This window comes from Rhizobium sp. SVR5-9E (genome assembly GCF_056755095.1).
In genome coordinates this window covers 48,680-58,246 of the sequence record NZ_JBNDHS010000034.1, presented here as the reverse complement: position 1 = coordinate 58,246, position 9,567 = coordinate 48,680, and the positions used below count along the sequence as shown (strand labels likewise).

At 57.7% G+C, this 9,567-nt stretch carries 8 protein-coding genes and 1 tRNA gene; 4 read left to right on the top strand and 5 right to left on the bottom strand.

The genetic code is table 11. The annotated features are described in order from the left end of the window. Positions 1-32 precede the first annotated feature (32 nt). Both ACPYOJ_RS16890 and ACPYOJ_RS16885 read left to right on the top strand, forming a co-directional pair. Positions 33-746: a hypothetical protein gene (locus ACPYOJ_RS16890; RefSeq protein ID WP_481417288.1), complete on the top strand. Its 714-nt coding sequence runs from the start codon at positions 33-35 to the stop codon at positions 744-746. A 28-nt stretch (positions 747-774) separates the two neighbouring features. Then, positions 775-1,176, top strand: a complete 402-nt coding sequence (locus ACPYOJ_RS16885; RefSeq protein WP_481417287.1) for a hypothetical protein — start codon at positions 775-777, stop codon at positions 1,174-1,176. 380 nt (positions 1,177-1,556) lie between these two features. On the opposite strand, the gene ACPYOJ_RS16880 is transcribed toward ACPYOJ_RS16885, so the two are convergent. The 3 genes from ACPYOJ_RS16880 to ACPYOJ_RS16870 all read right to left on the bottom strand — a co-directional run bounded on the left by ACPYOJ_RS16880 (position 1,557) and on the right by ACPYOJ_RS16870 (position 5,392). Continuing rightward, positions 1,557-2,435, bottom strand: a complete 879-nt coding sequence (locus ACPYOJ_RS16880) for a metallophosphoesterase (RefSeq protein WP_481417286.1) — start codon at positions 2,433-2,435, stop codon at positions 1,557-1,559. Positions 2,436-2,552: 117 nt separating this feature from the next. Further along, positions 2,553-3,341, bottom strand: coding sequence for a hypothetical protein (locus ACPYOJ_RS16875; RefSeq protein ID WP_481417285.1), 789 nt, complete (start codon positions 3,339-3,341; stop codon positions 2,553-2,555). Positions 3,342-3,535: 194 nt separating this feature from the next. Beyond that, complete coding sequence (locus ACPYOJ_RS16870) at positions 3,536-5,392, bottom strand: AAA family ATPase (protein WP_481417290.1); 1,857 nt, start codon at positions 5,390-5,392, stop codon at positions 3,536-3,538. A gap of 710 nt (positions 5,393-6,102) precedes the next feature. Between ACPYOJ_RS16870 and ACPYOJ_RS16865 the strand changes: the two genes are divergently transcribed. Together ACPYOJ_RS16865 and ACPYOJ_RS16860 are read left to right on the top strand one after the other, a co-directional pair. Next, positions 6,103-6,324: a hypothetical protein gene (locus ACPYOJ_RS16865; RefSeq protein WP_481417284.1), complete on the top strand. Its 222-nt coding sequence runs from the start codon at positions 6,103-6,105 to the stop codon at positions 6,322-6,324. A gap of 293 nt (positions 6,325-6,617) precedes the next feature. Beyond that, positions 6,618-6,707, top strand: a tRNA-Arg gene (locus tag ACPYOJ_RS16860). A gap of 37 nt (positions 6,708-6,744) precedes the next feature. Here ACPYOJ_RS16860 and ACPYOJ_RS16855 read toward each other — a convergent pair. Together ACPYOJ_RS16855 and ACPYOJ_RS16850 are read right to left on the bottom strand one after the other, a co-directional pair. Then, entirely contained in the window at positions 6,745-8,295 is a 1,551-nt protein-coding gene (locus ACPYOJ_RS16855) for a SpoVR family protein (protein ID WP_481417283.1), read from the bottom strand. Next, entirely contained in the window at positions 8,292-9,566 is a 1,275-nt protein-coding gene (locus ACPYOJ_RS16850; protein WP_481417282.1) for a YeaH/YhbH family protein, read from the bottom strand. The genes ACPYOJ_RS16855 and ACPYOJ_RS16850 overlap by 4 nt, the downstream gene beginning before the upstream one ends. Position 9,567: the final 1 nt, after the last annotated feature.

Here is a 9,567-nt window from a genome sequence, read left to right as displayed (position 1 = left end):
GTCACGCACCTGGTAGACGAAGGGGTCGAAGTATGACGGTCAACAACACTAAATCCGCCGTTGATCCCCGTAAGTTCATCCTTGAGGAAGCAGAGAAGGCGTCGCTCCAGATTATCGCGGCGCGCAAGTTCAACACCAGGCATAAGAAGTCGGTCGAGAACTACACACGGATTCACGACATTTCCAAAGCATTGCTGGCCGACAAGGATCAACCGATCCGGCCGGACGCTGAAGGATTGGTTAGATTTGCGGCGATCGGAGGACTTCCGATGATGGCGGTGCAGACCATCAGAAACTCCTATCGCAACATGACGGCAATCTGGACCGAGGCACACGCCAAGCTCGTCGCCCTGCTGGTATCGGATCGTCTTGCGAACCCGCGGAAGCGCAAGTCGAGGGGTATCGAGATCGACGCAGAAATACAGTCACTCGAAGACGTCATACGGGTTCTCTATATCGAGAACTGCGATCTGCGGTCTCAAATGTCCAGCGCCGACCCCATCGTCACGCCTTCGAGCGACCCATCTCGGTTCCGCAAAGTATCCGATCCAATGGATGACGGGGCTTCTGCGCCATCGGGCGCAAGTTTCGTGGACATGCGCCCTGTCCGCGCTTGGGTAAAAGACCTTTCACGCGACGATTCATACCTGCGTGTCACGGAACTTGGCCTCAAACTCAGCCCCCTTGCCCGGCCGAACTACACAATCGTGCCCAAAGACGTTTTTGAGGTTTTTAAATCGCTATGAGCGGCCGGTCGGAAACTCGAAGGTGGAGATGAGCACCATGAACCAGCCTCCGGTGGCCGGCCTAGTCGCGCGGATCGAAGCATGCGGTCGACAACCGGACAAGGCCAGCGTTGCATATCTTTGGTATCTTCTAGGCGAAGAAGGCGTGGCGGCCAAACTTTTCGAACGGTTGCTCCTCGAGATTTGGGGTCGCGATGAACAGGTGATCGACGACGCATTTCGCGTCCTCAAGGCTGCCAAGGACTTCCAGATGCGCTGTGTCAGTCTTACCAGCTTTATATCGTCATCCATCTCGCTCGATGCGGACGAGGACATCTTCAACCTGCTCGCACACCACGCGCGTGAATGTAGTGGGCTGGTTCGACTAGCGAGCGATAATCTGTTTGGTGGTCCAGGGGCATATGCCCGTCCGGCCTGCCTGTTGCCCTGACGATTTCATCGGCCCGCCAACTTATGTCGCCTTTCAGCCCCTCTCCACCGATAGCCGATAGGCCGACCAAGGCGTGAGAAAGCCGACCCCCACAAGGTCTTCCGGCAAGAGCCCGGGCAAAAGCCGCCTTGTCGTCACGACCGGAAATGCCGGTCGGAGAGTAGCGCGGGAGTTTCAGCGCGGACGATGCCAGATTCGAGGAGGGCTGCCGTAATTCGCCGTGCGGACCGGTCATTGGCCCCATCATGGTCTGTCAATCGCTCGAAAAGACCAACGCTCTCGCCGTCGTCCCGCGCTGTCATTTTAGGACAGACTGCCTGCTTTCCCAGGCCGAGGTGGAAAGCGCTCTAAGTTGGTGGCGCTCACTGGTTCGATCCCAGTCATGGCTTCGGTGTGCCGTCTGGAAGTTCGTCGTCTGGATCAGGATCACTATCGGCCGCGCGGTCGAGAATGGCGAGCGCCGACGCGGAGAGCTCCTCGTTTGAGACGTGGTTTGTGGGAATTTCGATCGTGAAAACCGGATCGAACCCGGTACGTTCGCCTGGATAACCGCGGGGATTTGCGATCACTCGCGTTGCGCCGATCCTATAGTCGCATCGATGGTGGACATGGCCATGAACCCAAACTGTCGGCTCCATATCATAGATCAGCTCTTCCAGATCGGACGCGTAACATCCCGCCAAAGGATCGTCTTTAAATTCCGGCAAAACCGATCGAGGGGACGGTGCATGGTGGGTGACCACCACAGTCTTCTGGCCCCGCCGCTTATCCAATTCAGTAGCGAGAAAGGCTCTGGTCTCGTGGTGTTTCACGAGACCGTGGATTGGCCGGAATTTCCGAAACGGCACCTTAGAGAATTTGATACGCTTGTAGTCGTTCATTCCTTTTTGGGCATCCGCCATCGCAACCGCCGCATTTCGACCGAACAATCGAAAATCGGTCCACGAGGTACCGCCCAGGAACGTCACCCCGTCGATTTCCACGACACCGTTCTCCAGAAAATGGAAACCGGGATAGTCGGCCGCGATGCCGGCACGGAGACTTTCGTCGAGGGAAGCGCCGTAAAGCTCATGGTTTCCAGCAACGAACACCGTTGGAATGTTGCGAGCGATGTTGTTCGTAAGCCATGCTATGCTTGGCAAGATGCCTTTTGTAGCCACGTCGCCTGCGCAGACAAGGACATCCGCGTCAGCCGGCGGAGAGTATTCAAACGCGATCCCGAATTCGAGGTGCAAGTCGGACAAGAGCCAGATTTTCACGACGTCATCTCCGTTTTGCCTTAGCAGGCTCCATCCTGCTTGGTGTCGACTTCCCAGTTGCATCGTGCTGATGGTCAGCCATTAAGTTCTCCATCGATGTCCCGCGTTCAGCACAAATTACTCCGCGAGGAATGGCAATTCGGGCATGTATCGGGACATGAATTCACGTCGCATGTCTAATGCGACCGGGTCGTGCTGAATGAAGAGCGCTCGCTTCGACTCGTCGTCCGAGAGCCATCCGTCGCTCAAACGCCACCGCCGATGGAAGACCCCATCCAATCCCTGGCGAGCCCAAAACTGAAGCGACTTCCAGGCGTCACCGCTAGTCTTCCGTTCTGATGTATGATTCTCGGCAAATTCCAGCAATTCATTGACGTTGTCTTCGGACACCAACTTCGCCAATCTGTTGATCGTCGTGGCGATGTCGTCGGGCAAGCCGGCCAAAGCCTCCTCGCAGGCAGCGACAAAACGACGATCGGTCGTGAAATCGGTTCCCCATGCCGTGGGAGAGTCGCGCCAAAGGATCGTCTCAGCGATATCCGTCCATCGTCCGTCGAGGACTAAACCAAGGCTCAAGAACACCGGAAACACCTCAGATGCGAGGTATGCCGGACCACTTCCGTTGGCCTCCCCTATGTTTGAACGCAAAGCCCCTATTGACTTGGATTGCTCGCCTGTACCCGCGAAGGGTCGATACTCCAACAGGCCGCTCTGCGCTGCCAGCGAAACTACGACAGTGGCGATGTCGTCCCACCGTGGAAGAATTGAGGGCAGCTCGGGGTCCATCACCGGCGTCGCACCGCCCGTGGTGGCTTTGGCAGCGCCAAGGGCGACCAGTCCAGCGCAACCCGCTTCGTATGCGCTGATGTAATGGTGCTCCCAACCGCCTCCCTCGACCGTCGGCACGGAGAATTTCAGGAAGTCGACGACGGAACCAACCCAATGCGACGCGGGTGGAGTTCGCGGAATCTCGCATCGACGGACGATTACTCGTCTGCCAAGGGGCTGAAAGCCGACCTGGTCAAGCGCCTCTCCCAGCGATCCCGGTGAGGCCCTTCCAGTTGGTTTTCGTGTTCCGGACTTTCGTGTTCGTTTTACCATCACGTGCCCGTCCTGCGCGGCGGCTTTGCAAGGCTGACCACGGACCGCCGATTGGCTTTCAAGACTTGGACGACCTCGTCGCCCGTCATCGAGGGCGTTTCCATCAAGCGTTCCGCAAGCGCATCCAAGGCGGGACGTTGCCTTTGAATGATGGACCTCGTTCTCGCAAACTCGTTCTCGAGTAGCTGGTGGACATGCCCCCGCAGGTCTGTGTTGTACAGCCGCATCGTCCGGAGTTTCTCCAGCTCCAGCGTCTCAGACATGAGCGTGTGGCCCATGCCCGTCACACCTTCGAGCACGGTCGCGATCTCCGTGGCCCTGTTCAGATCGGCATCACTTGACCCCGCCGCACCATCAGCGAACGCGCCAAAGACTTCCGTCTCGGCAGCAATACCGCCGAGAGAGAGCGCGATTGAATCGAGATATGTTGTTTTGGTCCTGGTTCGCGTTCCCGGCTGTACATAGTCTACCCTACCGAGTTCGAGGGAAGGCCCGGGCGTTCGGAACTTTGAAATGGTGATGCCCGAAATCTCACGACCGATTTCAAAACCTACGACTGCGTGCCCCGCTTCATGGACGGCAAGCGTCATGAGATAGTCCTCCGAAAGCTTTTCCAGAGGTGGGAGCTGATCGATGACGTGGACGGCGTTTATGTCCGCTCCTTCGCGCCGAGCCGCCCGCCTCGCCCCCCTCACAAGTTGCTCGACATCGGCACCTGAAAACCCCTCTGTGGCAAGCACAAACATTTCGGCGTCCGGGCGAGAAAGGACAACGCCGCAATGATATTTCAGAATGCCAAGACGCGAAGCGCCATCGGGCAGCTTGATCGCCAGATGGCGATCAAGCCTTCCAGCTCGCAGAATGGCAGCATCGACCAGATGGGGGTGGTTGCAGGCAGCGACGACGACCACGCCCTGCCGGCGGACGAAACCGTCGAGAAGCTCAAGCAGGGCCGTTATCACGAGCCGAAGGTAAGATGAGTTGTGATCGGAATGCGATCTACGGCCAAATGTGTCTATCTCGTCGATGAAGAGTATCGCCGGTGCTTCCTGTTCTGCTTTCGCAAATGAAGCGCGCATGGCTTTCAGATGGTCATCGGCGTGTCCCGCCTCCTGCCATCGAGAAACGGACCCGTGGATGACCGACACCTGGCACGTGTTGGCCAAGGCGGTCGCGAACATCGTTTTCCCGATCCCGGGCGGTCCGGAAAGCAAGACTCCGGCGTCGACGTCTTTCCACCGGATCAGGCCCTCCTTGTAGTCTGCCAGGTCCTTCGCGAGGTTGTACCCCCACTCTTGTGCCGGCCCGAATCCATGCATGTCCTCGAGTGTCGGTGCGCTCGGCTCCGTGGTCTGCGGCTTTGGTTCGTTCTGGCTTGCTTTGGAAATTTGTTGACGTCGAAGCCTCTCCAATGCCTGGAGGGGACCGCGCCTGTCCTGGAAGGCCGAGTATAGACGTTCCCAAGACTCGAACACCAGCAGATCGACAAGCTTCTCATCGACTGGAAGCCCTGCCCGAACGAGTGCCGCCTTTGCATGCCTTCTGGAGCGTGGACCGACCTCGATCACGGCGTCCGAGAAAAGCGCCTCGTCGTCAGTCAACCGATACTTCGGCGGTGACAGGAAAATCCCAGCTTGGTTTTTCTCGGCGAGCGCCTGATCGCGGAAGGCTTTGTCTGACCACTCATAAACGAAGGTGTCGTAGTCCAACCCCTTCCATATTTGGCGGCCGAAAACCTGCGCCGCATGGGAGTAGACGGGCCTATAGTAGTCTTCGGTGAACACCAGCGTGATGATCGTTTTGCGCTCTATGTGGTTCCACGGGCGAAGCGCGGCCGCGATCGAGCAATACGCCATGAACACGGGTAGCGTCACACTCCGAGTAGTTTGGTTCCAAGGCACGCGGGATCGCTTGCCTGAAGCGTGGTTCGGCATGAGATATCCTAGTTTGTTTGCTACGGCTGGCTGACGTGGAAGCTATAAGGGAGTTGGACCCCGGCAACGCTGAGTGCGGCCCAATTCCGGGTCGTTAGCCAGGCTCCGACGCTGCCGCACAAGCCACCGATTTCTTCCGCCATCTGCCTCGGGCAGGTCCGAATCACTCAGCACCAACTTGCGCCTCCATTCTTTGGATGTTTTTTTATCCTAACGGTACTCTTATAGACTCCCTTCTGGATAATAAAAGACCCCAAACGGTAAATGTTGACAATTTTTCTCCCGACCGGCTTCTCGGGAGAATGAGGTTACCTGCTCCACCGGAAGCGCTCCGGGTCGCGCGTGCATTAACGGCGTTTTCGCAACAAGAAGCCGCCGATCGTGCTGGCGTCACGAGGCGGTACATATCGACTGCCGAAACCTCGGAATCCATGTTCAACCTTAATCTGGTTTTGGTCGACTTCTACGTTGCGCAAGGCCTTGAATTTCTTGGGGAAGCAACGATCGGGGGCGAGGTTGTGGGTGCTGGCGCAAGATGGCGTGCGCCCGGCTCTCCAGATACGTCCGCAAAAGACCGCTCGCTGTATCGAGCTGAAGACCTCGGGATATCTTTTCGGGCTGCAAGAGCTCTCTTGAACAAGACGCAGAATCTCATTGCCGACGAAACAGGTCTGCACGTGGCGACCGTGAAAGCTTTAGAGCGTGGTGACCATTGGGACGCCGCATCGGAGGCTATGCAGGAGTACTACGAACGGAACCATGTCGAGTTCCTCGGATGGAGCGACGCGGCCACAAAGCGCTTCTATGGCGTCGGTGTCCGTTGGACGAAATCCGAACGTGCGGGCCCTGTCTAATGCTAGGCCTACCCGTCATTTCGTAGTCCAACCAACGTAGCCCTTTCTCAAGCACCTGCGGCTACCGCAACAGGACAACTCTCTACGTGTTTCCGTTCGGTTATGCTGCGGTTGCGCTCACAGTGACCAAGCTAAAGCCGAGGCGTCTCGCAAGCGAGACGATAATGACGGGCCTGTGGGCCCGGCTTCTGTTTTGTATACGGGCCGAACGGACCGCCAGACGTTGGGTCGCTGGTCCGAACGGCTCGTATACCTAAACGGAATCCGCCTAGTCGGCGGATGAGTCTTAATAGGGCTCCGAATGGTATGGACTGGTATGCCCCAAAAAGAGCATCAGATTCCTAATCTGAGGGTCACGCGTTCGAATCGCGTCGGGATCACCACTGTTCCTCCGGATAAATGCCGGATGCGGAGAGGTCGCTATTGCAGCGGCTTGCGCGGGCTCGTCGCGTGTTCCTTCGCCACCTTGCCGGAACTACTGATTTCCTGAAGCAAGACGTCGTAGCCCCAAAGGTCGGCCAGATGCTGGAGCACCTGCTTGGTTTCGGTCTCCTGAAGGAGCCAGCCATTCGCTACATTATGGTGCAAAAGGAGGCGGCGGTCGCCAGCGAGATCGACATCAACGATGTCTATGCCCGGATCAATCCACCCGATGTCATATTCCCGGGAAAGCTGGCGGCGGATACGCCGGTAGCCGCGCTCGTCGTGAATCGCCGAGACCAGGATTCCCTCTTTTTGTTCCGGGTCGTCGTAAAGATGAAAAAGGCGTAGTTGGCGGATCAGGTTCGGGCTGAGATACTGGTTGATGAAACTCTCGTCCCGGTAATCGGCCCAGATCTCGCGGAGCACGGACATGGCGTCACCCCGCCCGGCGATGTCCGGAAACCACGCCTTGTCCTCTTCGGTCGGCGTTGCCACGATCCGCTCAATATCCTGCATCATCGCAAAGCCTAAGGCATAGGGATTGAAGCCGGAGAAACGGCGGTCGTCGTAGTTCGGCTGGAACACCACATTGGCATGCGACTTCAGAAACTCGAGGTAGTTTCCGTCGCTGATCTGGCCACGTTCGTGAAGCCTGTTCATGATCCGGTAGTGGACGTAGGTCGCCGTCCCCTCGTTCATCACCTTGGTCTGCCGCTGCGGATGGAAATATTGCGCGACATGGCGGACGATGCGCAGAATCTCGCGCTGCCATGGCTGCAGTCGAGGCGCCGATTTCTCAAGGAAGTAGAGGATATTGTCCTGCGGAAGACCAAGAGCGGCGCGACGCTTCTCCAGGCCGGCATCGGCTGCCGCGCGCGTCTTGCTGACGGGCACGGTACGCCAAAGATCATTGAAGATCTGCTCTTCATGGGCGCGACGTTCCTGCTGCCGCCGTTCCTCCTCACGGAGGTCGAGCTTCATTTTGCCGGCGTACCGATGCACGCCATGCGACATGAGTGCGTGCGCGGCGTCGAGCGTGCGCTCCACGGCAACCTCGCCATAGCGTTCCTCGCAGTGAGCGATGTAGCCCTTGGCGAAATCGAGGTAGTCGAGAATTCCCTCGGCGTCCGTCCACAACTTGAAGAGATAATTGTTCTTGAAAAAATGATTGTGCCCGAAGGCGGCGTGCGCAATCACCAATGTCTGCATCGTCGCCGAGTTTTCCTCCATCAGATAGGAGATGCAGGGCGAGCTGTTGATGACGATCTCGTAGGCAAGGTCGCGCATGCCGCGGCGATAAAAAGCTTCATGGTGAGCGAAATGCTTGCCGAAAGACCAGTGCCGGTAAAACAGCGGCATGCCGGCAGACGAATAGGCGTCGAGCATCTGCTCCGAGGTGATGACCTCGACCTGATTGGGATAAACGTCGAGGCCGAGTTCGCCGAGCGCGATGTCCTCGCACGCGTCGTAGATTCGCTGCAGCGTCGTAAAATCCCAGTCAGCACCGTGAAACAGCAATCGCTCCTTGGACATCGCTGTTGTCGTCATGGCGCCACCTTCTGTCCGTCACGTTTCTGGAAGAGTTCGTGGAAGACCGGGAATATTTCGTTTCGACGACATACCTTGCGCATCGACAACGGCAGAAGCTCGGACCGTATCTCTTCGTAGAGCATCCACAGCGGTGAGCGTGACACCGAGGAATCGCTGTCTTCGTCGCCGACCTCTATATAGGCGAAATACTGGCACAGCGGCAGAATCTCATGGCGCAGCAGCTGTCCCGTCCTTGTCCCATCCGAATAGGAATTGTCGCCATCCGAAGCCTGGGCGGCATAGATGTTCCACTCGGCCGGGTCGAAGCGCGCCGCCACGATCGCGCGCATGGCCGCAAGCGCGCTGGAGACAAGCGTGCCACCGGTCGCCGGGCCATAGAAGAAGGTTTCCTCATCGACCTCTTCGGCTCTGTCCGTGTGACGGATGAAGACAATCTCCACCTTCTTGTAGCGCTGCGAGAGGAAGAGATAGAGGAGAAGATAGAACCGCTTCGCCAGGTCCTTCATATGCTCAGACATCGAGGCGGAGACATCCATCAGGCAGAACATGACGGCCTTTGCTACCGGCTTCGGTTCGCTCTCGAAGCGGCGATAGCGCACATCAAGTGGATCGATATAAGGAATGCGCCGGCTTTTTTCCGTCAGCGACTTGAGCTCAGCCTCGAGCGCCAGACGCTTTTCATCATCCTCGCATCCTTCGATCTGGCGCCGCAGCGCCTCGATTTCTGCGATGCGCGGGCGACGAAGTGCAATGCGCCGCATCATCGCCAGCCGCGTTGTACGCCCGACAGCGATATTGGCAGGCGATCCGGAAACGGAGTAGCCGGCCCGAACAGGACTTTCCTCTTCGGTTTCGGTCAGCCGCCGTTTTGCTAGATCGGGCAGTTCCAGATCATCGAGAAAGACGTCGAGAAATTCTTCGCGTGTCAGGACGAAGCGGAAACTGTCCTCACCGTCGCCCTCGCCCGCTTCTTTCGGTCTTCCGCCGCTCCTTCCAGGTGGCCTTGGAATGATGTCGCCTTCGACGAAGGCCCGGTTTCCCGGCAGAATTTGATCGCTGATTCCGCCTTCACCCCTGCGGAAGCTCGGCTCTCCCAAGCCGTCAATCGGCAGGCTGACCTCACCACCGTCGAGCACATCTCGAATATTACGGCTTTGAAGAGAACGCTTTACCGCCAGCTGCACGGCGCTTTTCGCGCGCCGAAGAAACCGTTGACGATTTTCTAAGCTTTTACCGCGCGGATTCAGCCGGCGGTCGACAATGTGCATG